Origin of the sequence: Clostridioides sp. ZZV14-6345, assembly GCF_020657775.1 — a bacterium.
Lineage (GTDB): Bacteria > Bacillota > Clostridia > Peptostreptococcales > Peptostreptococcaceae > Clostridioides > Clostridioides difficile_D.
Genome location: NZ_JAGWCX010000008.1, coordinates 44971 through 68798 on the forward strand (window position 1 = coordinate 44971; position 23828 = coordinate 68798).

The window sequence follows — 23828 nt, forward strand, 5'->3', positions numbered from 1 at the left end:
AATGTTAAAGTTACAAGAGTATAGACATAGTATGGAGCATATAGCTTCAAATTTAGAAGAATTGAGGGTTTCTCTTTGACATGGCTTCGTTGATGGAAAAAATACAAATCAATGAAGAAAAGATGAATAAACAAGACTTCTGGAACGATAATGAGGTCGCTCAAAGAGTACTTCAAGAAAATAAATCTTTAAAAGAGACATTAGAAGAATATGAAAGCTTAAAAAACTTATTAGAAGATATAGAAGTATTGATTGAAATAGGCATAGAAGAAGATGATGATTCTGTAGAAAAAGACATAGAAAAGTCCATAGAGTTAATAGAAGAAAAATTATCTGAAATAAAAATAAAAACTCTTCTAAATGGAGAGTATGATAAAAATAATGCTATATTATCTATAAACGCTGGTACTGGTGGTTTGGATGCTCAAGATTGGGCTCAAATGCTTTTGAGAATGTATATAAGATGGTCAGAAAGTAAAGGTTATAAAGTTAAGCTCTTAGATATAATATCAGACCCTGAGGCTGGAATAAAGACAGCTACAATTCTTGTAGAAGGAACAAATGCTTATGGATATTTAAAGAGTGAAAAGGGAGTTCATAGGTTGGTAAGAATATCTCCATTTGACCCATCAGGAAAAAGGCATACTTCATTTGCATCTATAGATGTAACACCAGAGCTAGATGAGAATATCGAAGTGGAAATTAATCCATCAGATTTGAAGATAGACACATATAGAGCATCTGGTGCTGGAGGTCAACATGTAAATACAACTGATTCAGCAGTTAGAATAACACATATTCCTACAGGTGTAGTAGTTCAGTGTCAAAATGAAAGGTCTCAACATCTGAACAAAGACAGAGCTATGAGACTTTTAATGGCAAAGTTGATAGAATTAAAAGAGTTAGAACAAAAAGAAAAAATAGAAGATATACAAGGAAAATACTCACAAATAACTTGGGGTAGTCAAATTAGGTCATATGTTTTTCAACCATATAAGCTGGTTAAAGACCATAGGACAAATGCTGAGTTTGGAAATGTAGATAGTGTAATGAATGGAAATATAGACTTGTTTATTAATGAATACTTAAAAATGAATAAAACAGTTTAATAAATATGCACTGTAATAAAGATATACGTATAGGAAGGTTAGTGTTTAATATGCACTTACAGCACTTAGGCTGAGGACTACAACCCTCAGCCTTCGTTCTGTCTTATTATACTTATGAAAAAACTAACATTAGGAGTGAATAAATTGGATATAAATCAAATCTTAAAAAAAGAATTTAATCTTAGAGATGAACAAATAAATAATACATTAAAACTTATTGATGAAGGAAATACAATACCATTTATAGCTAGATACAGAAAAGAAATGACCGGCGAAATGAGTGATGTTACATTAAGAGAATTCTATGAAAAATTGATGTATTTGAGAAACCTTCAAAGTAGAAAAGATGATGTAGTTAGACTAATAGATGAACAAGGTAAGTTAACAGATGAAATAACACAAAATATAGAAAAAGCAAAAACATTGCAAGAAGTAGAAGATATATATGCTCCATATAAGCAAAAGAAAAGAACCAGAGCAACAATAGCAAAAGAAAAAGGACTAGAAAACTTAGCATTGTCAATACTAGAGAATAATTTAGATAGTATAGAAATAGAGGCAAAGAATTATATAGATGAGGAGAAAGAAGTTCTTTCTGTTGAAGATGCTTTAAAAGGTGCTAGAGATATAATTGCAGAATTAGTATCAGATGATGCTAAGGTTAGAAAGTATATAAGAGAATTAGCTTTAAGAGAAGGCATGATAGTTAGCAAAAACTCTACTGATGAGAAATCAGTTTATGATATGTATTATGATTATAGTGAAGCAGTAAAAAGCATGGCTCCACACAGAGTTTTGGCAATAAATAGAGGAGAAAAAGAGAATTTTTTAAAGGTTAAGTTAGAAATAAATAATGATAAAGTTTTAAATTACATAATAAATGAATATGTAAATGATAAAAATTTTAAAAATAAAGAAGAAATCGTAAGTTCAATAGAAGATTCTTATAAAAGATTAATTTTTCCATCAATAGAAAGGGAAATAAGAAATCATTTAACAGAAATAGCTCAAGAAAGAGCTATAAGTGTATTTGGAAAAAATGTTAAAAGTTTATTACTTCAACCACCAGTTAAAGACAAAGTTGTTATGGGATTTGACCCTGCTTTTAGAACTGGATGTAAAATAGCTGTAGTAGATAAAAATGGTAAACTACTAGATTATACAACCGTATATCCAACAGACCCTCAAAATGATGTAGAAGGAGCAAAGAAAGTTTTAAAAGGATTGATTGAAAAATACGATATAGATATAATTTCAATTGGCAATGGGACTGCATCCAGAGAATCAGAGACTTTTGTATCAGAAATGATAAAAGAGATAGATAGAGAAGTACAGTATGTTATAGTTAGTGAAGCTGGAGCATCTGTTTATTCAGCATCTGAACTTGCAAATGAAGAACATCCAGATATAAATGTATCAATAAGGGGAGCTATATCTATAGCTAGAAGATTACAAGACCCATTAGCAGAACTTGTAAAAATAGACCCTAAAAGTATTGGTGTGGGTCAATATCAGCATGACTTAAATAAAAAGAGACTAGAAGAAGTACTAGATGGAGTTGTTGAAGATTCTGTAAATAGTGTTGGAGTAGATTTAAACACAGCATCATACTCTTTGCTAGAACATATTGCAGGAATAAGCAAGACCATTGCAAAAAATATAATAGCATATAGAGAAGAAAATGGAGATTTTACATCAAGAGCACAACTGAAAAAAGTAAAAAGACTGGGAGTTCAAGCATTTACTCAATGTGCTGGATTTATGAGAATTTTAGAGGGCAAAAATCCACTAGATAATACAGGTGTGCATCCTGAAAGTTATGACATATGTAAAAAAATGATTGAGATAATTGGATACTCTTTAGATGATGTAAAGAATAAAAATATAGAAGAAATAGATGAAAAAATAAAAGAGATTGGCTTGAAAGAATTAAGTGAAAAACTAGAAGTAGGACAAGTTACTTTAAAAGATATCATAGCTGAAATCAAGAAGCCAGGAAGAGACCCGAGAGAAGAAGGTATAAAACCTATACTTAGAACAGATGTCTTAAAAATTGAAGATATACAAGAAGGTATGACTTTAAAAGGTACAATAAGGAATGTTGTAGATTTTGGTGCATTTGTAGATATTGGAATAAAAAATGATGGATTAGTTCATAAATCAGAAATGAGTAATAGCTTTGTAAAAGACCCTATGAGTATTGTTACAGTAGGTGATATAGTAGATGTAAAAGTCATTGGAATTGACTTAAATAAAAAAAGAGTCGCCTTATCAATGAAAAAGTAGATAAGTTTATGTATGATTATAATGACCAAACTCTATGTCTGTAAACACGATTCATAGAATATATAAATATTAAAAAATGTAAAAGTATTTTGTAAGAAAATAGTGTTAAAAAGAAGTACGATAGTCTTGAAAATCAGGAGGAAAATGAATGGTTTTTATAAAAAATGGTAAAATAAATACCATAACAAATGGGATAATTCATGGAGATATCCTTATAGAAGAAGGAAAAATAATAGAAATAGGAAAAGATTTGATAGCACCTTTGGATGTAGATGTAATAGATGCTAGTGATAAACTTGTGTTTCCTGGATTTATAGATGCACATACTCATTTAGGTTTGTGGGAAGATGGTATAGGGTTTGAAGGAGCAGATGGAAATGAAGAAACTGACCCAATAACACCACAACTAAATCCTATAGATGGAATCAATCCAATGGATAGGACTTTTAAAGAAGCCTTTGAAGGTGGAATAACTTCTGTTTGTACAACTCCTGGAAGTGCAAATGTTATGGGTGGTCAATGTATAGCTATAAAAACATATGGAAAAAGAATTGATAAAATGGTAATAAAAAATCCAGTTGCATCTAAAATAGCATTTGGAGAAAATCCAAAGAGTTGTTATGGTCAGGATGATAAATCTCCTCAAACTAGAATGGCTATAGCAGCATTGATTAGAGAAAATTTAAAAAAAGCAGAAGAATATCTAGAAGATATTGATATGTATGAAAGTAATGATGAAGAAGATTGTGAAAAGCCTGAATACGATATAAAAATGGAAAGTTTAATACCTGTTTTAAGAAGAGAAATTCCTTTCAAGGCACATGCTCATAGAGCAGATGACATGTTTACAGCAATAAGAATTGCAAAAGAATTCAATTTAAAACTTACATTAGACCATTGTACAGAAGGTCATCTTATTGTAGATGAATTAATGGAGGAAGGATTTCCTGTAATAGTAGGTCCATCTTTATCAGAAAGGTCTAAATTTGAACTTAGAAATTTGACATTTAATACAGCTGGAATACTTTCAAATGCAGGTCTTAATGTATGTATAATGACAGACCATCCAGTAATACCAGTTCAATATCTTCCAATCTGTGCAGGTATTGCAGTCAAACATGGTATGAAAGAAGAAAAAGCAATAGAATCAATTACAATAAATCCAGCTAAGATTTTAGGGATAGAAGATAGAGTAGGCTCTATAGAAGTTGGTAAAGATGCAGACATAGTAATTTGGGATAATTCTCCACTGGAGATTCAAAGTAATGTACTTTACACTATAATAAATGGCAAAGTAGTATATGAGAAAAAATAACTTGACAATTATTAAAAAATTAACTAATATAAGAGTGTAAGGAAAATTAAAAATCAAAGAAGATCTTCGGGGCAGGGTGAAATTCCCTACCGGCGGTATAGCCCGCGAACTACTTAGGTGGTTGATTTGGTGAGATTCCAAAGCCGACAGTAAAGTCTGGATGAGAGAAGATATTTATGGAAGATAAATAAGTTTATTTTAGTTTGTTTAAACTATATCCATAAAAACTCGAAGATAGGGTCTTCGAGTTTTTTGTTTTTCCTAAAAAATATAAACATATTGATTAGGGGGAAAATAATTATGCAAAACACAGCAAAAAGAGGAAATATGATTTCAACAAGAACTTTAGTAGTAATGTCCATTTTATCTGCAATATCTTATTTATTAATGTTTATTCAAGCACCAATACCAGGTATATTTCCAGATTTCTTAAAAATAGACTTATCAGATATTCCAGCAATATTTGGAGGAATGTCTCTAGGACCATTAGTTGGATTTGGAATAGTTGTAGTAAAAAATGTGCTACAAGCGATAACAGCAACAACAACTGGAGGAATAGGAGAATTTGCAAATATATTAATTGGTGGTTCTTATGTAATGATACTTTGTTATTCATATAAGAGAAGCAGAGACTTAAAAGGTGTGTTGATTGGTTTTGTATTAGGAACAATAGCTATGACTATAATTGGTTCATTAGTAAATTATTTTGTAATGTTGCCACTTTATGGTAAATTTATGGGACTAAACGCTATAATAGGTTTAGGTTCAGCTATAAATCCTCAAGTTCATGATTTATTCACTTTTGTAATTTGGATTATAGCTCCATTTAATGTCTTGAAGGCTGTTGTAATATCTTTAGTAACAGTACCACTTTATAAAAAAATGGGAAATATAATAAAAAATAATTAGACAAGAAAATATAAAATTTCAAAATTAAATGTATTGAATAGCCATAATTTATTTGTAACTTCAGTCCTATATTGTGATTGATATATTAAATATATTATGGCTTTATTAATTTATCAAAAAATGTATATAAAATAAGAAATATTTAGACAAATTTAATTTTTAAAATAAAGGAAGAATTAAAACGATTAACTATTAAAATATGAAAAAGGTATCTACAATATACAGAGCGAATTCATAATAAACAAAAAATAAAGCTACTATTAAAAATATATAAAGATTAATAATCAAATTTTTAATAGTAACTAATTTAATAATGATGGGAGTGTATATTCATGAGCTTATCTAAAAAAATAAAAAAACTATTTTTAGATGATAAAGGGTATTATTTTAATAGTAATTGGGAAAATATTCATATTGGTATTTATGATACAAAATTAGGAGATTCTTTAAAGTATATCACTAATGAATATATTGAAAATATGGAAAGGGTAAAGTACGATTATCGTGAATTAAAAAATATAAAAAATCAAACAGATGGTATGTGTATTTTAGCTATAAGGCAGAGTTATAAGGCATTAGAGTATGTAAAAAATCAAACAGAAGAAATATGTTTAGAAGCTATAAAGTACAACTATAGAGCACTTGAATATGTAAAAGAACAAACAGAGTATCTATGTCTTGAAGCTATAAAAAAGGATTGTAATGCACTTAAGTATGTACGAAATCAAACAGAGGAGCTTATTATAAAAGCAATAAGACACTCTTCCAATATAGATGTTGTAAGTATATTAAAGGCTTTAGATGTTCAAACAAGAGGTATATGTTTAGAAGCAATTAAAAAAGATGGCAGGTGTCTTGCATATGTTAGAGAGCAGAGTGAAGAATTATGTATAGAAGCCATTAAGCAAAATTATAAAGCATTAAAATATGTACAAAATCAAACGGAAAAAATGTGTATAGAATCTGTAAGCCAAAATGGTATGGCATTACAATATGTAAATAAACAAACTGACAAAATATGTATGGAAGCTGTCAAACAAGATGGCAGGAGTCTACAATTTGTTAATAATAAGACAGAAGAAATATGTATAAATGCGATAAGATATTTAAATAAAAGATACAATATTAAAGATGTATTATGTTACATAGATAACTATACAGAGGATATATGTATAGAGATTGTAAGACAAAATGGAAAGATGCTCATGTATATAAAAAATCAAACAGAAAGAATGTGTATTGAAGCAGTAAAAGAGAATTATAAGTCTCTTAAGTATGTAAAAGAGCAATCTGAGAGAATATGTAAAGAAGCATTAAAGCAAAATTATAAAGCAAAAGAGTACGTAAAAATTGCTATTGACGATTGTATATAAGGTGTAGATAAAGCCATCAATAGTAAAAGATAAAAAAAGATAAATACAAGTACTTTATAATAATCTAGGCTTATACTATAATTAATTAAGCAGTGATATAAATTCACATGACGATTATATCAAAATGGAGATGAATTGATGGTAAAAATATACTTAGAAAATGAAAATAAAACTAGAGAAATAGGATATAAATTAGGTAAACTTTTAAAAGAAGGTAGTGTTATCTGTTTAGTAGGAGATTTAGGGGCTGGCAAAACTACAATGACACAAAGTTTGGCAGATTCATTAGGTATAAAAGATTATATAACAAGTCCTACTTTTACTATAATAAATGAATATGAAGGGAAAATACCTTTGTATCATTTTGATGTTTATAGAATAGTTAGTAGTGATGAAATGTATGATATTGGATATGATGAATATATAAATTCAAATGGAATTTGTATAATAGAATGGGCTAATCTAATAGAAGAGATACTTCCAAAAGAATATTTAAATATAGAATTGAGATATAAGGATGAAGGAAGAGAAATGATATTAACTCCAAAAGGAGAGGTTTATAAAGAGATAGTTGAGGAGCTGACTAAATAATGAAAATACTAGGTATGGATACATCTTCTATGGCAGCAAGTGTATCAGTTGTTGAAGATGATAACTTAATATGTGAGTTTACAGTGAATAACAAAACAACACATTCACAAAAGCTTATGCCAATGATAGAAAATATGTTAAGCATAAGTGATTTAAGTATAAAAGATATGGATTTATTGGCTGTATGTATAGGGCCAGGTTCATTTACAGGTCTTAGAATAGGTATGGCCACAGTAAAAGCTATTGCTCATGTAAATAATATACCAATAATAGCTGTGAATTCTTTAGAATCTCTAGCAAATAACATGAATTTCTGTGATAGAAAGATATGTTGTATATTAGATGCACAAAAAAATCAAGTTTATTCAGCTAAATACAAGTTTGAAAATGGAGAGCTGATAGAATTAGATGGTGTTGATGTTGTAGAATTTGATACTTTAGTGGATGAAATTGTATCAAGTAACGAAGAATTTATAATAGTTGGAGAAGCTGTATACAAATATAAAGATAAGCTAGAGAATATAAAAAATATAAAAATACCCTCACAAGCTCATAATGTATCTAATGCAGGAAGCTTATGTTCTCTAGCACTAAATAAATATAATAAAAATATAGATGTACATACTTGTTATACAATAAATCCTATGTATATCAGAAAATCTCAAGCTGAAGTACAATATGATGAAAAAATGAAGAGGCTAAATAATGAAAGATAATACAAAATTAATAGCAGATGATATAAAAATAGAAGAAATGACCATTAAAGATATAGATGAAGTTTTTGAAGTAGAAAAAAATTGTTTTGAAGATTACTGGTCAAAAGAGTCTTTTAGAAAAGAGTTGTCTAATGAAGTCGCAAGGTATATAGTAGCTAAGTTAGATGGAAAAATTGTTGGATATGTGGGAATTTGGCTTATATTTGATGAAGGCCATATAAATAATGTGGCTGTTCATAGTGACTATAGAGGTAAAAAAATAGGGGACAAGTTAATAAAAGGCATAGTTGATTTATGTAAAGATAATAATATTGCATCTATGACATTAGAAGTTAGAGCATCAAATAAAATAGCACAAAATTTATATAGAAAATATGGATTTAAAATGGGTGGAATAAGAAAAGAATACTACAGTGATAATAAAGAAGATGCAATTATAATGTGGAACCAATTAAAAGAGGTGTAGAGTTTATGAGTGATATAATAACATTAGCTATAGAAAGTAGTTGTGATGAAACAGCTGCATCAGTTTTAAAAAATGGTAGAGAAGTACTTTCAAACATAATCTCTACTCAAATAGAGACACATAAAAAATTTGGCGGTGTAGTTCCTGAGGTAGCTTCAAGAAAACATGTGGAGAATATTGATATAGTTGTTCAAGAAGCTTTATACAAAGCAAATATAGGATTTAGTGATATAGACCATATTGCAGTTACATATGGACCTGGATTAGTAGGAGCTTTATTAGTAGGTCTATCTTATGCTAAGGCACTTGCATATACCTTGAATATTCCACTTGTAGGAGTGAATCATATAGAAGGTCATCTAAGTGCAAATTATATAGAGCATAAGGACTTGAAACCTCCTTTTATAACATTGATAGTATCTGGAGGTCATACTCATTTAGTAGAAGTTAAAGATTATGGTAAATATGAAATTTTAGGAAAGACAAGAGATGATGCGTCTGGAGAAGCCTTCGATAAGATTTCAAGAGCTATGAATTTGGGTTACCCAGGAGGGCCTATTATTGATAATTTAGCTAAAAAGGGAAATAAGTATGCTATAGAATTTCCAAGAGCTTATTTAGAAGAGGATAGCTATGACTTTAGTTTTAGTGGTCTAAAATCTTCTGTATTAAATTATCTAAATGGAAAAAGGATGAAAAATGAAGAAATAGTAGTTGAAGATGTTGCTGCATCTTTTCAAGAGGCTGTAGTTGAAGTTTTAACTACTAAAGCATTAAAAGCAGTAAAAGATAAAGGCTATAATATCATAACTCTTTCTGGTGGAGTTGCTTCTAATTCAGGTCTTAGAGCTAAAATAACAGAGCTTGCAAAAGAGAGTGGTATTGTTGTTAAATATCCTCCTCTAATTTTATGCACAGATAATGCAGCCATGATAGGGTGTGCAGGATATTATAATTTTATAAATGGTAAAACACATGATATGAGTCTAAATGCAGTTCCAAATTTAAAGATAAATCAGTAATATGAACCAAATTTATAAATATATTAAGAAATTGTTTTAAAACAATAAATAAAAGTAAAATTAAATATAATAAAATAAGTTCAGTATATATTAAAACTTGAAGTAAAACTATATATAACCTTTATATTCTGATGAATTTCAATGTGTTTAGGATATAAATATTATTTATGGTTTGAATTTGCTTCAAGTTTTATTTTTTTGTAGAAAGATTATTTTAAAAAGTGGGTAATGTGCCCTTTTTTTTCATTGTAAAAAAGTTTTATACTAATTATAGAAATATTAAGGAGGGGAAGAAATGAGTCAAAGTAAAGAAGAGAAAATAAGAAGTATTTTGGAAGCAAAAAATATTAAGTCAAATTTTCAGAATAAAGAAAATTTAAATGAATTTAATGAAAAAAAAGCAAGTAAAAGAGCTGACGATTTATTAAATGTATACTACAATACATTATCTACAGCTGATATGGAATTTCCATATTGGTATAATAGAGAATATAGAAAATCAGATGGTGATATACCAGTAGTTAGAAGAGCTAAAGCTCTTAAAGCTGCTTTTTCCCATATGACTCCAAATATAATACCAGGTGAAAAGATAGTAATGCAAAAAACACGACATTATAGAGGGTCATTCCCAATGCCTTGGGTAAGTGAAAGTTTCTTCGTGGCTCAAGGAGAACAAATGAAGGAAGAAGCGAAGAAGTTAGCTAGTAACACAGCAGATGAACTTACAAAATTTGGTTCTGGTGGGGGAAATGTAACTGAAAGTTTTGGAAATGTTGTTTCAATAGCTGGTAAATTTGGAATGAGAAAAGAAGAAGTACCTGTACTTGTAAAAATGGCTAAGGAATGGGTTGGAAAATCCGTTGAAGATTTAGGTTTTCACTATGAAAAAATGATGCCAGATTATGATTTGAAAGAAAATTTAATGAGTACACTTATTTGTATGTTCGATTCAGGGTATACACTTCCTCAAGGTAGAGAAGTTATAAATTACTTTTATCCTTTAAATTATGGATTAGATGGAATTATAGAAATGGCAATGGAATGTAAAAAAGCAGTTGCAGGAAATGCATCTGGAGATGGGCTTATTGGAATGGACCGTCTATATTTTTATGAGGCTGTTATTCAAGTTATTGAAGGATTACAAACTTGGATTTTAAATTATGCAAAGCATGCAAAATATTTAGAAATTATAGAGACGGATTTAGAAGCTAAAAAAGAATATTCAGATTTAGTGGAAATATTAGAACATATTGCACATAAACAACCTCGTACATTTAGAGAAGCCCTTCAATTGACTTATACAATTCATATAGCATCAGTAAATGAGGACGCTATATCTGGTATGTCTATAGGTCGTTTTGGTCAAATTTTATATCCTTGGTATGAACAAGATATAGAAAAAGGAATAATTACAAAAGAAGAGGTTATAGAATTATTGGAGCTTTATAGGATAAAAATCACTTGTATTGACTGTTTTGCTTCAGCAGGTGTAAATGGAGGAGTATTATCAGGAAATACATTTAATACTTTATCTATAGGTGGATTAAGAGAAGATGGTTCTACAGGAGCTAACGAATTAGAAGAGTTATTATTAGAAGCAAGTATGAGATGTAGAACTCCTCAACCTAGTTTAACTATGTTATATGATGAAAAGCTTCCAGAAGATTTCTTAATGAAAGCTGCTGAATGTACAAAGCTTGGTTCTGGTTATCCAGCATGGGTGAATAACTCAAATGGAACAACATTTATGATGAAACAATTTGCTGAGGAAGGTATGACTGTTGAGGAAGCAAGAGCATTTGCATTAGGTGGATGTTTGGAAACATCTCCAGGATGTTGGAAACAATTGACTTTAAATGGAAAAACATACTCTATTGCAGGTGGAGCAGGACAATCTGCTGGCTCTGGAGTCCATTTTATAGCTAATCCTAAAATCTTAGAACTTGTTCTTATGAATGGTAAAGACCATCGTATGAATATACAAGTATTTGAACCTCATAATAAGCCATTAGATACTTATGAAGAAGTTATAGAAGTATTTAAAGATTATTATAAACAAGCAATAAATGTTTTAGAAAGAGCAAACAATATTGAGTTAGATATATGGAGAAAATTTGATACTTCTATAATAAATTCACTATTAAAACCAGACTGTTTAGACAAAGGTCAACATATAGGAAATATGGGGTATCGTTATAATGCAACATTAAATGTAGAAACTTGTGGTACTGTTACTATGGTTAATTCATTTGCAGCGCTTAAAAAACTTGTATATGATGACAAAGCGTTTACAATAGAGGAAATGAAGGAGGCTATATTAAATAACTTTGGATTTAAAGATGCATTAGAAGTTGGAAATTATTCTATGGCAGACCAAGTAAAAGTAGATAAAACTGGTAAGTATGATGTTATTTACAAGGCCTGTCTTGATGCACCTAAATATGGAAATAATGATTTGTATGCAGATAATATTCTTAAAAACTATGAGGTATGGTTATCAAAAGTATGTGAAGAAGCACAATCTTTATATGCTAAGAAGATGTATCCTTGCCAAATATCTGTTTCTACACATGGACCACAAGGAGCTGCTACTTTGGCTACTCCAGATGGTAGACTAAGTGGAACAACATATTCAGATGGTTCAGTTTCTGCATATGCAGGAACAGATAAAAATGGTGTATATGCATTATTTGAGTCTGCAACTATTTGGGACCAAGCAGTAGTTCAAAATTCTCAGATGAATTTAAAACTTCATCCGACAACTATAAAAGGACAACAAGGTACTAAAAAATTATTAGATTTAACAAGAAGTTATTTAAGAAAAGGTGGATTCCATATTCAATATAATGTTGTAGATTCAGAAACATTGAAAGATGCACAAAAAAATCCTGACAATTATCGCCAATTAATGGTACGTGTTGCTGGATTTACTCAATATTGGTGTGAATTAGGTAAACCAATACAAGATGAAGTAATTGCTAGAACAGAGTATGAAGGGGTGTAAAATATGAGAAAGCATAGTGATTGTATGAATTTTTGTGCAGTAGATGCAACCAAAGGAATTTGTAGATTATCAAAACAAATGATTAATTTAGATGATGAAGCATGTCCAGAAATAAAAGCAATGCCAAAATGTAAAAATTGTAAAAATTTTGTTGATGCTAATGATGAAGGCATAGGTAAATGTGTTGGGTTAGAAAAGGAAGATTGGGTATATTCAACATTGAATGCAATTACCTGTGAAGGACATGTGTTTAATGAGTAATCAAAATCAACTAGAGGGTATGATTTTTGATGTACAAAGCTTTTCAGTCCATGATGGACCAGGTTGTAGAACAACTGTATTTTTAAATGGGTGTCCACTTAGTTGTAAATGGTGTGCAAATCCAGAAAGTTGGACTATTAGACCACATATGATGTTTAGTGAGTTATCTTGTCAATACGAAAATGGATGTACTGTATGTCATGGTAAATGTAGAAATGGTGCATTGAGTTTTAATCTTGATAATAAGCCAATTATAGACTGGAACATATGTAAGGACTGTGAAAGTTTTGAATGTGTCAACTCATGTTATTATAATGCGTTTAAATTATGTGCAAAACCTTATACTGTAGATGAACTTGTACAGGTAATTAAACGTGATTCTAATAATTGGAGAAGTAACGGAGGAGTAACATTTAGTGGAGGTGAGCCACTACTTCAACATGAATTTTTACATGAAGTATTATTGAAGTGTCATGAGGTAAATATACACACTGCCATTGAAACGAGTGCATGTGTATCAAATGAAGTTTTTAATAAAATATTTAAAGATATTGATTTTGTATTTATTGATATAAAGCACATGGATAGAGAAAAGCATAAAGAACAAACAGGTGTATATAATGATTTAATACTAGAAAATATATCAAACCTTGTGAATTCTGACTGGAATGGAAGATTAGTACTTAGGGTACCAGTTATCTCTGGGTTTAATGATAGCACTGAAAATATAAATGATATTATATCTTTTATGCACAAAAATAATTTAGTAGAGATTAACTTATTACCATTTCACAGATTAGGAGAATCAAAGTGGATTCAATTAGGCAAGGAATACGAGTATTCTGATAAGGGAGATGTTGATGAAGAACATCTTGAAGAATTACAAGATATATTTTTGGATAATGGTATAGCTTGTTATGTTGGCCATGAGACAGCATTTTAAAAGCAAGTATTATAAGAATTAATTTAAAAGAGGATGTTACACTAAAAGCTAGTGTGACATCCTTTTTCGAGTGAAAAATAATTATTACATCATAGTTATAAAGATTGATTTAAATTTATACATTAGTATCTCTTTTTTATAGCTTAAATTATGACTAGAAAGTATACTACATTTATCTTGTAGTAGAAGATTTATGGTAAAATATTACTCTAAAAAAATTAATAGAATCTGTCTTAGAAATAAACAAAAATAACCATTAGGAGGAAGACATCTATATGAATAAGTTATGGAACAACTTGATTATTAAGAACAAAGGCAAAAAAGTACATTCAGGGTGGATTATTATAGCTGTTATGGCTACCTTTTACATACTTGAGTATTATTCAGGATTTATACTTATAGCAGTATTACGAAAGATTTTGATTGCTACAGGAGATATTAATCAAAAAACAAACTATTTTTCAGAATATGCCAATTGGCTAAATGATGTTGGTTTACCAATTATACTTCAAATTTTAACAGATGCACTTATGATTATCATACCTATAATCACATGGAGATTTATTATGAAAAATCCGATTAGCGAAATGGGATTACATTCTTTTAAGGTTAAGAAAAAAGACAGCTATGTAGGAATGTTATTAGGAATATTTAATTGTACAGTAATCTTTATTATAACAATAACAGTTGGTGGTGGGCATATTGTTTCATGGGTACCAAAAATTTCATCTTTAACAGTTTCCTGGATAGTTGTATTTGTTGTAGTTGCTTTTGCAGAAGAAATTTTAAATCGCGGCTTTTTTATGGCAGTTTTACGAAGATGTAAAAATGTTTATTTTATAATGATTGTTCCATCTGTTATTTTTGGACTGATTCATATATGGAATCCCGATGTGACATTTTTGTCTGTAGTTAATATTATAATTATTGGAATTCTTTTTTCATATATGTTTATAAAATCTTCGAATATTTGGATGTGTATAGGCTACCATTTTACATGGAATGTATTTCAAGGGATTATATATGGTATGCCCGTTAGTGGGCTTCAAGTTCCAGGGATTATAACTACGCAAATAAATCATAGTAATCTATTAAATGGTGGGATGTTTGGTATTGAAGGTGGAATTTCGACTACTTTTGTTAACCTGCTTAGTTTTATATTTGTATGGTACTATTATAGAGATTCTAAGTATGATTTTGTTAGTAACAAAGTAAATGTACACAATATTAAGAATTAGTTAATTAGTTTAAATATTAAACAGGGTTTTGATTGTTTTTTTAATTTTTTATATGTCTGGATAGCCTTATTTTATCAGCTATCCAGACATTTTTAATTTTGGTTTATACTGTTAACTTTTTATATTTTAACCCTTAGGTGTGGTATATATCGTGCTAAATTTCTATGCTATCAGACTTCGCATTTCTGTTTTTACTCCCTCAAACAAGATTTACTACACATCATATAAATGATGTCCAAGGTATTCTGTTTCATTGACATCTGCGACAGATGTCTGTTTTTTACAAGATTAAAATTTATATTATATGATATAATCAACTCAACTATTTTAATAAGATTTATAGTTTTTTTATTTATACTATATCTTATTGAAATCTGTATAGTTTAATTTTACTTATATAGTATAAATAAAATATGTGTGTATCAAGGAGGAAATATGAAGTTTTTAAATGCTTTAATAGTGGTTGAAGATATTGAGAAATCAAAAAAGTTTTATTATGATGTTTTAGGATTAAAAGTAATTTGTGATTTTGGAGAAAATGCTGTATTAGATGGTAATATATCATTACAAGAAAAGAAACTTTGGTTAGAGTTTATTAATAAGAGTGATAATGAAGTTAAGTTCAATGGAAATGATGCTGAGTTATATTTTGAGGAAGAATATTTTGATACTTTTATTGAAAGATTGAGTGCAATGAAAGATATAGATTACGTTCATCTAGCTGTAGAACATAGCTGGGGGCAAAGAGCAATTAGATTTTATGATTTAGATGGGCATATTATTGAGGTTGGAGAAACTATGTCATCTGTATGCAGACGTTTTTTAGATAGTGGGCTTTCAATGGATGAGGTAGCCAAAAGAATGGATGTGACTGTTGAATATATTGAATCAGTTTTAGATTAGATTATATTAAAATAAAGGCGTCAGCTAATCTATACTTTCGCCTTTATTTATTACTTTTTTTAATAGTTTATAAAATATTATTGAATCTTTTCTCTTGGAATATATAATTTTGAATCTTCTGATTTATTTTCATGCTTAATTCCCTTATTTTTTTTCATAAGTATATATAGAGGTGCTATTAATAACATTGCTCCCAATCCTATTAAAACTCTATTTTGAGTTATAGGTTTTGCCATATCTTCCACCCAAGCTTGTTGTAATAACCATAAACTACCTAAAATAGCTACTGTTGGTATAACAGGACCAAAAGGAATCTTGAAAGAAGCCTGAATATCTTTTCTTTTTCTTAAAACTATTACTGACAAACAAGTTGGTATATACTGAGCAAATCTTGCAATTACACTCATTACTGCAAGCTGTTCAAAACTTCCAGTCAGTACAAGTGGTATACAGCAAATTAAAGATATTATTATTGCTACATATGGAGCATCATATTTATTTGTTTTTCCTATAAATGCTGGAAGAGAACCTTCTTCTGCTAGAGAAGAACCACATTTAGGAGTTACTATTGAAGAACCTATATTTATACCAAATATAGATATTAATGTTGCTACAGATATAAAGACCTTACCATAGTTACCTAAAAATACACTTGAAGCATCTGCAATTGGAATACTATTTTCAAATAGTTTATCTCCCAGTATACCCATACAGACAACTTGAATTAAGATATAAATCATTGCACATATAAATATTGTAGTTATTAATGCAATTGGAAGATTTTTTTTTGGATTCTCCATTTCTCCACTTGCTACGATAAATGATTCAAATCCAGTAAATGCGTAAAATACCAATATGATGGCTGGTCCCATACTAGAGTTAACTAGATTGCCTGAAGGGACAATATTTCCAAATTTTATAAAGAATATTCCAACTATTACGAAAACTATTAATGGTACTAATTTAGCTATAGTTATTACATTATTCATTATCTTTGTACTTTTAATTCCAAATAAGCTATTTATTGAAAGTAATGTTACTAGTGCTGCAGCTATATAACCTTTGTATTCAGTGGCAGCTTCTGGCCAAAATGAACCTAAAGCTGTTGCAAATCCGACTGCTAGAGTAGACCATGATATAATCCTGATAACCCAAGACATTGTACCAACTTCAAATCCTATAAAATCTCCAAAAGCTTTTTTGGAGTATAGATATGCACCTCCGTTTTTATCAAACATACTTCCAACTTCTGCAAAACATAAAAGTATTGATAGAACTAAGATTGTAGCAAAAATATATATAAATATACTGTTTTGACTTGCTAGATTATAAACTTTACCTGGTAGTAAGAATATACCTGAACCTATTATGCTATTAATTCCTAATAATATCATACTAAATAACCCTAATTTTTTAGCTTTTTCCATATTAATTTATCTCCTATTCTTTTATTAACAAATGTATAAATGTATTAATTAAAATATAAAGTATTCATTACATGCATCATAACACCTATTGGCAGACAATCCTCATCTATATTAAAGCTAGAGGTATGTAGAGGTGAAATTAATCCCATTTCTTCATTTTTACATCCTAAATGGAAAAATGCTCCTTTGCAATGTTCTGTGTAAAAAGAAAAGTCTTCACCACCTAAAGAAGGGTTTGGTCTTAATATAAAGTTTTCTTCTCCAAGTAATTCTTTAGTACTTGAGATAACAGTGTCTACTAATTCTTTTTCATTTATAACAGCAGGGTAATTTTCATCACTTACATGCAATGTCCCAACACAACCAAACGCAGATGCAGTATCTTCAACAATTTTGGCTATCTTATCAATCATAAAGTTTCTTGTTTTACTATTTAAAGTTCTTAAAGTACCTTCTAGTTTTACATCTTCACATATTACATTGTGTGCGTCACCACCATATATTTTACCTATAGTTAAAACAGCAGCATTGTTTGGTTCTAAGTTTCTACTTATTATAGTTTGTAATGATGTAACAATTTGTGAAGCTGTAACTATTGCATCAATACCATTTTCAGGATATGCACCATGAGCTCTTTTACCTTTGACATTTATTTCTATAGTGTCAACACTAGCATTTAATGTGTCATATTTTGTTTCAATAAATCCTGTTTCAATATGTGGCATAACATGAAGTCCAAATATATAATCAGCTTTAGGATTTTCTAAACATCCATCTTCAACTAAGAATTTTGCTCCACCAAAACCTTCTTCTGCTGGTTGAAATAGGAACTTTACATTTACATTTAGTCTATCTTTTATTGAATGTAAAACTTTACATGCTCCAAGTAGTATTGTTGTATGTGCATCATGACCACAAGCGTGCATTTTCCCAGGATGTATTGATTTATACGGTATATCGTTTTCTTCTTCGATAGGAAGGGCATCCATATCTGCTCTTATACAAATGGTTTTATTTGCATTTTCTTTTAAAATATATGCCATAATTCCATTGTGTTTTGTAAATTCCATATAATCAATTCCTATTTCTTTTAAATAAGAAATAACTTTCTGCTTAGTAAGGTTTTCTTCAAGAGCTAGTTCTGGAATTTTGTGTAATTCTCTTCTTATATTTAGTAGCCACGGTTTTATAGAATTACAGCTTTCTATCACAAAATCTTTTCCCAGTTCCTTAGTTTGATATTCTAATTTTAAAGCCTGTTGCATTTTTATTCCCCCAATTGCTTTTTATTGTTTGGTTAATATAATTAGCAATTATTATGCCATAAGTTTTGACAAAATAATTTTATTTTTTATAAGAATATTGAATAAAAATAATCATTTATTTACATGTAAAATATAAAAAATGATTGTATAGTTGCAATTTTCAGTGAAAAATATTATTTTAGAGAAAAATTATCTTAAATGATAACTTATATAAAGAAAATAGGAATTAAAACATTTATCCTATTCCTATTAATTCCTATTAATTATGTACAAAACAAATTACAATATCTGTATACTTAAAAAATAAAAAAATCTATTGAAGGAGCATTTTGTTCCTGAATAGATTTTTTTATTTAACAGGTTATAAATTTATGAATCTTCATATTTTAATTTATTATAAAACGCTTCTCCCTTTTGGGTTATTTTACTTCCATATCTTCCTGAACCACAGACTATAAGTTCTTCTTTTTTTAGATATTCAAATATTTTTTTAATTTTTCCTTCTGTAATTTGAAGGTTTTTATTGAGCAGTGTCTTTAAGATTAATCCCCTACCAATACCAACATCTGATTCCTTATTTAAAATTAGTATCTCTAATATACTTAATATATCATTCTTATTATATTTTAATTTTAATGATGTATTTTTGTTATTTAAAGTTCTTAAATTTGGAGGTAAATCTTTCTCTAATATAATATCATCACACATAATATTTAAATAAGATGTTACATTTTGAAGTTCTCTTATATTACCTTTCCACTTATAGTTTTGTATAAGTTTTTTTGCCTCTGGTGTAATTATTAATTTTTTATTAATTAAATCTTCCATAATAATTAATATATCTTCTTTTCTTTCTCTTAGAGGAGGTATATTTATTGGAATTGTATTTAATCGATAATATAAATCCTCCCTAAATTGGCTATTATCAATCATTTGTTCTAAGTTTTTATTTGTAGCAGATATGATTCTAACATCTATATTAATTACATTATGAGAACCAACTGGCATTATCTGTTTTTCTTGAAGAACTCTAAGTAGTTTTGTTTGTAATTCTAAGGGCATATCTCCTATTTCGTCTAAGAATATTGTTCCATTATTAGCAAGTTCAAATAATCCTTGTTTTCCATCTTTTAGACCTCCAGTAAAAGTTCCTTTGTCATATCCGAATAACTGGCTTTCTAATAAGTTTTCAGGAACAGCTGCACAATTTACTGCTATAAAAGGTTGATTTTTTCTATTTGAGTTGTTATGTATAGATTGGGCTATGAGCTCTTTACCAGTCCCACTTTCACCTCTGATAAGTATGCTTAAGTCAGACTTAGAAACTTTTTTAGCTAAATCTATACATTCAAGCATCTTGGGACTATTTGTTTTTATATCCTTAAACGTATATTTTGCTATTTGTCCTTTTTCTCTTAATTTTTTAGTGAGGTTTTGTTCTAGTTTTTTTATGTATGTTATTTCTTGTAAACTATAATATGTACCCATTTTTTCATCTCTATTATATATATTTTTTTTATTTACATTTATATATTTCTTATTGAATATAACAACCTTGTCTAGTATTTCTTTTTCACTCAATAAAACTTTTAAACTATCTATAAATATTTCCTCAATGTGTTTTCCATATATATCCTCTTTTATGTCTAAAATATCTTTTACTTTACTATTATATGTATTTATTTCACCATCTTTTGAAGTAAATAATATACCATCCTTTGATAAATTTAATATTGTATCCAATTCTTCTATCTTTAAAAATAGTTCTTTATATTTATCTTTTATACCAGTATCTAAACTTATTATTTCTTCTGAGTATTTAACTAGATTAGATTGTATTTCCTTAGAATCAATTTGTAATAAATTTATTATTTCTATAAATGTGGAGATATCTATATATCTATGACCTAAATCAAATATATCTGAGATAAAGCTAGGCACTTTTTCTGGAACTCCTGGAGTTATAGCTATTTTTATATCTTTATAATTATTATCATTCATATATGGGATTGGTCTAATATTAGTTACTCCAATTTTATAAAACAAACTTATGGTTTCTAGAGTAGTTTCATCAGAATCATTTACGATTAGAGCATTTGTACCTTGTGGCAAAGATAATAAATTATATATTTTATCTTCCTTAAAAGTTCTTCTTATAACAATAACTTTTTTCTTCTCTAATATATTATTTATAATTTTGTCTAATCTTTCTACTGACATTACTAATATCACATCATCGTTTATAATATCATTGTCATTTATCTCATCTATAAAGTATCTGTTAATATTTATATAATCTCCAAAAACTAATTTTAAATTATTTTCTAAAAAATCTATTAAATCTTTTCTACTATCATTTACCAGAGCCACTGATTTTTTCATTGATTTCTCCTTATATAATAAATAGTCTTAAACAAAATAGTTGTATAAAGTTATCTAATTTTGATAATCTAAATTTATCAAATAAAAAAGAAAGTGTCTATAATGACTTTATAAAAGTCACATTAAGACACTTTCCTTCTTATAATTAAATCTTGTCACCAAATCCCCCTAATTGTTGCTTAAAATTAAAACTGTATGTATATTTTTCATTTTTATTCGATTAAATTATAATATACACCCAAAAAAATTTATTTCAATAAATTCTATTGATAATATAATTTTATAAATATAGAATTATATTAAAATAAATAATATATGAAAATATATATGTATAAGTTTATTCTGCGTGAGTAGAATAGATTTGTCAAGCTTAACTTAATTGTAATAATGTCTTTTGTTAAAATCATATAAATTAAAATATTTTATACAATATAGTATAAAGGAGGTAGCTTTGATGAAAGCAGAAAAAACAAGCATATATCCAATTATTAAAAATAATTTAAATCAAGTATCAATTATTGAATATAAAAAGGGTCAAAGATTTGTAGCATCAGATAAAGACTTACAAGAAGTATTTTTTATAATAGAGGGAGTTGCTTTAGTGGAATGTACTACCAGAGGAGGAAATAAATTTCTTGTTGATATTGTACCTGAAAATGAATTTATAGGTAAAATAAGTTATATATATGAACATAACTTGAAATGCGATATATTTGCAAAGACTAATATAAAATTATTTCGATTTGAAAAAAATATATTTGAAGAATTTTATCTTAAACCAGATTTTATTGCACTATTTCACAGAAAATGTACAAGAAGGATATATGAACTGTATAAAACTAGAATGGTAAGAGAGTTGTTTTCTTGTACAGAAGTTATTGCCTATTGTGTACTAAACAAACAAGAAAATAATAGCTGCAATATAAGAGCTATTCGTAATTTCAGTGAAATCTATTCAATTAGTAGAAAGAGTAGATACCATTCTCTGTTGAAGTTAACTGAAAAAGGAGTAGTAAGAAAAATTGATAACACATATGAAATTTTAAATTATGATGAATTACATAGATTGGCATTTGAAGTAAAAGAATTTTTAGAAGATGAATAAAGAGTATTATTTAATTAAGAAAGGTATAATAATTTCTACAAAAACAGAAGTAGTCTCACTGAAAATCAAAAATACTTTAATTGTTTTCAATGAGACTGTTTAGAAATATTATATATTTATAATGTATTGCTATTAGTCAATTTCCTTTACTATATTAATAGCCCACTTTTTAGATAAGGCTCTAGGAACACCAAATATAAACTTAACAACTTCTTCGCTATAAGTAAGTAGGACGAGTATAAATATAGGTGCACCATTAAATGCAGCTATAAAAGTTAGAGGAATAGAAGCTAACCACATACATCCTAATTCTAAAAATAGAGCATATTTAGTATCTCCTCCACTTCTTAAAATACCAATTATAACTAATGTATTAAAGGATTTAAGAGCCATTAGCATTCCCATTATAAAGAATATCTTAGTTATATCAGAAGATAAGCTATCAGAAACACTAAACATTTTTAATAATAATGGGATATTTAAAATTAAAATAATTCCAAGTATTAAACCAGCCAAAAATACAAGTATAGAAAACTTTTTAGCATATTCAATAGCTCTTTTAATATGGTCAGCTCCAAGTTCATTTCCAAGCATAATAGATGCACCAGATGCAATACATACAGCAGTCATTATAAAGAAATTACCTGTACTAGTTGCTATCTGACTTGCTGCTATAGCAGAAGTACCTGCTCTTGCATATGCGACAGAATACAGGACAGTTCCAACTGCCCATACAGAGTCATTTACAAATATAGGAAAGCTTTTTGATGAAAAAGATTTTATAAAAATCTTATCAATAGCTTTTAGATTTTTTAGACCAAACTTTAATATATAGTCTTTTTTATAAAAGTAAACATAAGTAATCATTAAAATTAGTTCACATATTCTAGCAATAACAGTAGCTAGAGCAGCTCCTTTTACACCCAATGCAGGAAGACCTAAGTTACCAAATATAAATCCATAATTTAAAATAACATTTGTTACAAGAGCAAATGCACTACAAATCATACCTAACTTAGGGTTTCTAACACCCCTAGAACCAGTACTAAATACTGTACTTATAGCTATTAACGGATAACTAAATACTGCAATACTAAAGTAATCTATACAAAGTTTTACAACTTCTGAATCATAAGAAAATATGTGTATAATTGATTTTGGTGTTAGTAAAGCAGGAATAACAAATACAAAACTTAAGACAATTGCTAATATACAAGTAAGACCTGTGACTTTTCTTATATTGCCAACATCCTTCTTTCCATAAAATTGTGAAATAAAAACTCCAGCGCCTCCTGTAATACCAGATAAGGACATGTTAAAAAGAAAGAAAAATTGGTTTGCAACTCCAACTGAAGCTACAGATGTTTCCCCCAAACTACTTATCATAACAGTATCTATTACGTTTACAGAAGTAGAAATTAAGTTCTGTATAATAATAGGTATACATAAAGATAGAAGTATTTTATAAAATCTTTTATTTTCGTCTTTTAAAGAAAATAGTTCTTGCAAATAA

At 28.5% G+C, this 23828-nt stretch carries 19 protein-coding genes and 1 riboswitch; of the genes, 15 read left to right on the top strand and 4 right to left on the bottom strand.

Annotated features, from left to right (window positions below; genetic code table 11):
* The first annotated feature begins 1 nt into the window (after nucleotide 1).
* The 14 genes from prfB (at nucleotide 2) to KGF39_RS03465 (ending at nucleotide 16136) form a co-directional block, all read left to right on the top strand.
* Nucleotides 2-1109 (top strand): peptide chain release factor 2 gene (prfB, locus tag KGF39_RS03400; RefSeq protein WP_227821192.1). Its coding sequence is split into 2 segments (ribosomal slippage): nucleotides 2-76 and nucleotides 78-1109, totalling 1107 coding nucleotides; the frame shifts between segments, so codons are not numbered across the junction.
* Between the two features lie 144 nt (nucleotides 1110-1253).
* Nucleotides 1254-3395, top strand: a complete 2142-nt coding sequence (locus KGF39_RS03405) for a Tex family protein (protein ID WP_227821193.1) — start codon at nucleotides 1254-1256, stop codon at nucleotides 3393-3395.
* A gap of 148 nt (nucleotides 3396-3543) precedes the next feature.
* Nucleotides 3544-4710 (top strand): amidohydrolase, encoded by a 1167-nt coding sequence (locus tag KGF39_RS03410; protein WP_227821194.1) that lies wholly within the window; start codon nucleotides 3544-3546, stop codon nucleotides 4708-4710.
* 58 nt (nucleotides 4711-4768) lie between these two features.
* Nucleotides 4769-4886: riboswitch (FMN riboswitch) on the top strand.
* Nucleotides 4887-5010: 124 nt separating this feature from the next.
* Complete coding sequence (locus KGF39_RS03415) at nucleotides 5011-5619, top strand: ECF transporter S component (protein ID WP_227821195.1); 609 nt, start codon at nucleotides 5011-5013, stop codon at nucleotides 5617-5619.
* Between the two features lie 332 nt (nucleotides 5620-5951).
* Complete coding sequence (locus KGF39_RS03420; RefSeq protein WP_227821196.1) at nucleotides 5952-6992, top strand: DUF4116 domain-containing protein; 1041 nt, start codon at nucleotides 5952-5954, stop codon at nucleotides 6990-6992.
* Nucleotides 6993-7130: 138 nt separating this feature from the next.
* Complete coding sequence (gene tsaE / locus KGF39_RS03425; protein WP_227821197.1) at nucleotides 7131-7583, top strand: tRNA (adenosine(37)-N6)-threonylcarbamoyltransferase complex ATPase subunit type 1 TsaE; 453 nt, start codon at nucleotides 7131-7133, stop codon at nucleotides 7581-7583.
* Complete coding sequence (gene tsaB / locus KGF39_RS03430; protein ID WP_054272876.1) at nucleotides 7583-8299, top strand: tRNA (adenosine(37)-N6)-threonylcarbamoyltransferase complex dimerization subunit type 1 TsaB; 717 nt, start codon at nucleotides 7583-7585, stop codon at nucleotides 8297-8299. The genes tsaE and tsaB overlap by 1 nt, the downstream gene beginning before the upstream one ends.
* Nucleotides 8289-8765 (top strand): ribosomal protein S18-alanine N-acetyltransferase, encoded by a 477-nt coding sequence (rimI, locus tag KGF39_RS03435; RefSeq protein ID WP_227821198.1) that lies wholly within the window; start codon nucleotides 8289-8291, stop codon nucleotides 8763-8765. The genes tsaB and rimI overlap by 11 nt, the downstream gene beginning before the upstream one ends.
* Before the next feature lie 5 nt (nucleotides 8766-8770).
* Nucleotides 8771-9787, top strand: coding sequence for a tRNA (adenosine(37)-N6)-threonylcarbamoyltransferase complex transferase subunit TsaD (tsaD, locus tag KGF39_RS03440; RefSeq protein WP_227821199.1), 1017 nt, complete (start codon nucleotides 8771-8773; stop codon nucleotides 9785-9787).
* Between the two features lie 295 nt (nucleotides 9788-10082).
* A complete protein-coding gene (hpdB, locus tag KGF39_RS03445; RefSeq protein WP_227821200.1) occupies nucleotides 10083-12791 on the top strand; it encodes a 4-hydroxyphenylacetate decarboxylase large subunit in 2709 nt (902 codons plus the stop codon).
* Between the two features lie 3 nt (nucleotides 12792-12794).
* Nucleotides 12795-13052 carry a 4-hydroxyphenylacetate decarboxylase small subunit gene (hpdC, locus tag KGF39_RS03450; protein WP_054272880.1) on the top strand — a complete coding sequence of 86 codons (258 nt, stop codon included), beginning with the start codon at nucleotides 12795-12797 and terminating at the stop codon, nucleotides 13050-13052.
* Nucleotides 13045-13995 carry a 4-hydroxyphenylacetate decarboxylase activase gene (gene hpdA, locus KGF39_RS03455; protein WP_227821201.1) on the top strand — a complete coding sequence of 317 codons (951 nt, stop codon included), beginning with the start codon at nucleotides 13045-13047 and terminating at the stop codon, nucleotides 13993-13995. The genes hpdC and hpdA overlap by 8 nt, the downstream gene beginning before the upstream one ends.
* Before the next feature lie 275 nt (nucleotides 13996-14270).
* Nucleotides 14271-15233 (top strand): type II CAAX endopeptidase family protein, encoded by a 963-nt coding sequence (locus KGF39_RS03460; RefSeq protein ID WP_227821202.1) that lies wholly within the window; start codon nucleotides 14271-14273, stop codon nucleotides 15231-15233.
* A 435-nt stretch (nucleotides 15234-15668) separates the two neighbouring features.
* On the top strand, nucleotides 15669-16136 hold the full coding sequence (locus tag KGF39_RS03465) for a VOC family protein (RefSeq protein ID WP_107595568.1): 468 nt from the start codon (nucleotides 15669-15671) through the stop codon (nucleotides 16134-16136).
* Between the two features lie 77 nt (nucleotides 16137-16213).
* On the opposite strand, the gene KGF39_RS03470 is transcribed toward KGF39_RS03465, so the two are convergent.
* The 3 genes from KGF39_RS03470 to KGF39_RS03480 form a co-directional block, all read right to left on the bottom strand.
* Nucleotides 16214-17563, bottom strand: a complete 1350-nt coding sequence (locus KGF39_RS03470; protein ID WP_227821203.1) for an APC family permease — start codon at nucleotides 17561-17563, stop codon at nucleotides 16214-16216.
* Nucleotides 17564-17607: 44 nt separating this feature from the next.
* Nucleotides 17608-18828, bottom strand: a complete 1221-nt coding sequence (locus KGF39_RS03475; RefSeq protein ID WP_227821204.1) for a M20 family metallopeptidase — start codon at nucleotides 18826-18828, stop codon at nucleotides 17608-17610.
* A gap of 369 nt (nucleotides 18829-19197) precedes the next feature.
* Entirely contained in the window at nucleotides 19198-21210 is a 2013-nt protein-coding gene (locus tag KGF39_RS03480; protein ID WP_227821205.1) for a sigma 54-interacting transcriptional regulator, read from the bottom strand.
* 454 nt (nucleotides 21211-21664) lie between these two features.
* On the opposite strand from KGF39_RS03480, the gene KGF39_RS03485 reads away from it, so the two are divergent.
* The gene (locus tag KGF39_RS03485; protein ID WP_227821206.1) at nucleotides 21665-22315 is read left to right on the top strand and encodes a cyclic nucleotide-binding domain-containing protein; all 651 of its coding nucleotides are present in this window, start codon (nucleotides 21665-21667) and stop codon (nucleotides 22313-22315) included.
* A gap of 132 nt (nucleotides 22316-22447) precedes the next feature.
* Here KGF39_RS03485 and KGF39_RS03490 read toward each other — a convergent pair whose 3' ends face one another.
* Nucleotides 22448-23824: an MATE family efflux transporter gene (locus KGF39_RS03490; protein WP_227821207.1), complete on the bottom strand. Its 1377-nt coding sequence runs from the start codon at nucleotides 23822-23824 to the stop codon at nucleotides 22448-22450.
* Between the last annotated feature and the right edge of the window lie 4 nt (nucleotides 23825-23828).

Excerpts from the sequence above, each read along its gene's own strand:
- KGF39_RS03410 (WP_227821194.1), top strand. The coding sequence starts at position 3,544 with ATGGTTTTTATAAAAAATGGTAAAATAAATACCATAACAAATGGGATA.
- KGF39_RS03415 (WP_227821195.1), top strand. The coding sequence starts at position 5,011 with ATGCAAAACACAGCAAAAAGAGGAAATATGATTTCAACAAGAACTTTA.
- KGF39_RS03420 (WP_227821196.1), top strand. The coding sequence starts at position 5,952 with ATGAGCTTATCTAAAAAAATAAAAAAACTATTTTTAGATGATAAAGGG.
- tsaE (WP_227821197.1), top strand. The coding sequence starts at position 7,131 with ATGGTAAAAATATACTTAGAAAATGAAAATAAAACTAGAGAAATAGGA.
- tsaB (WP_054272876.1), top strand. The coding sequence starts at position 7,583 with ATGAAAATACTAGGTATGGATACATCTTCTATGGCAGCAAGTGTATCA.
- rimI (WP_227821198.1), top strand. The coding sequence starts at position 8,289 with ATGAAAGATAATACAAAATTAATAGCAGATGATATAAAAATAGAAGAA.
- tsaD (WP_227821199.1), top strand. The coding sequence starts at position 8,771 with ATGAGTGATATAATAACATTAGCTATAGAAAGTAGTTGTGATGAAACA.
- hpdB (WP_227821200.1), top strand. The coding sequence starts at position 10,083 with ATGAGTCAAAGTAAAGAAGAGAAAATAAGAAGTATTTTGGAAGCAAAA.
- hpdC (WP_054272880.1), top strand. The coding sequence starts at position 12,795 with ATGAGAAAGCATAGTGATTGTATGAATTTTTGTGCAGTAGATGCAACC.
- hpdA (WP_227821201.1), top strand. The coding sequence starts at position 13,045 with ATGAGTAATCAAAATCAACTAGAGGGTATGATTTTTGATGTACAAAGC.
- KGF39_RS03460 (WP_227821202.1), top strand. The coding sequence starts at position 14,271 with ATGAATAAGTTATGGAACAACTTGATTATTAAGAACAAAGGCAAAAAA.
- KGF39_RS03465 (WP_107595568.1), top strand. The coding sequence starts at position 15,669 with ATGAAGTTTTTAAATGCTTTAATAGTGGTTGAAGATATTGAGAAATCA.
- KGF39_RS03470 (WP_227821203.1), bottom strand. The coding sequence starts at position 17,563 with ATGGAAAAAGCTAAAAAATTAGGGTTATTTAGTATGATATTATTAGGA.
- KGF39_RS03475 (WP_227821204.1), bottom strand. The coding sequence starts at position 18,828 with ATGCAACAGGCTTTAAAATTAGAATATCAAACTAAGGAACTGGGAAAA.
- KGF39_RS03480 (WP_227821205.1), bottom strand. The coding sequence starts at position 21,210 with ATGAAAAAATCAGTGGCTCTGGTAAATGATAGTAGAAAAGATTTAATA.
- KGF39_RS03485 (WP_227821206.1), top strand. The coding sequence starts at position 21,665 with ATGAAAGCAGAAAAAACAAGCATATATCCAATTATTAAAAATAATTTA.